Genomic DNA, 342 nt, shown 5'->3' with positions numbered 1-342 from the left:
CTGCCCGCCGGGATCTGGCGTTCGCGCACTACCGCGGATCTATTCGCCGTGGGAGAGCGGGCGTGCCGCACCTACACCCTTTACGACGACGTGGCGGCGCTGACCGACGAGACGGACCTGAGCGATGTCGAAGGGGAAGTTCTGGAAACTCACCTGGACGACGAAGGCCACCTGGAAGTGGAGTATTGGGGAACGGTAACCCGGTTCCAATACGAGCGGATGGACGGCTGGCCGGCGCAGCAACGCCTTGAGGACGACGCTTGGATATCCGATCCTAACCGGACGGTAGCCGCCTTCTTCGATATCCTGTCCGGCCATTTCGCCTTCGCCGCCGAGCGCGGG

General features: G+C 64.0%; 1 protein-coding gene. It reads left to right on the top strand.

What is annotated here, in order from left to right:
* Nucleotides 1-48 precede the first annotated feature (48 nt).
* The coding region (locus N826_RS39385) for a hypothetical protein (RefSeq protein ID WP_157599454.1) at nucleotides 49-342 on the top strand (294 nt) is incomplete at its 3' end.

It is taken from the genome of Skermanella aerolata KACC 11604 (assembly GCF_000936425.1).
Classification (GTDB): Bacteria; Pseudomonadota; Alphaproteobacteria; order Azospirillales; family Azospirillaceae; genus Skermanella; species Skermanella aerolata.
The sequence above is the reverse complement of the archived record's forward strand: the minus strand, read 5'-3'. Positions and strand labels throughout refer to the sequence as shown.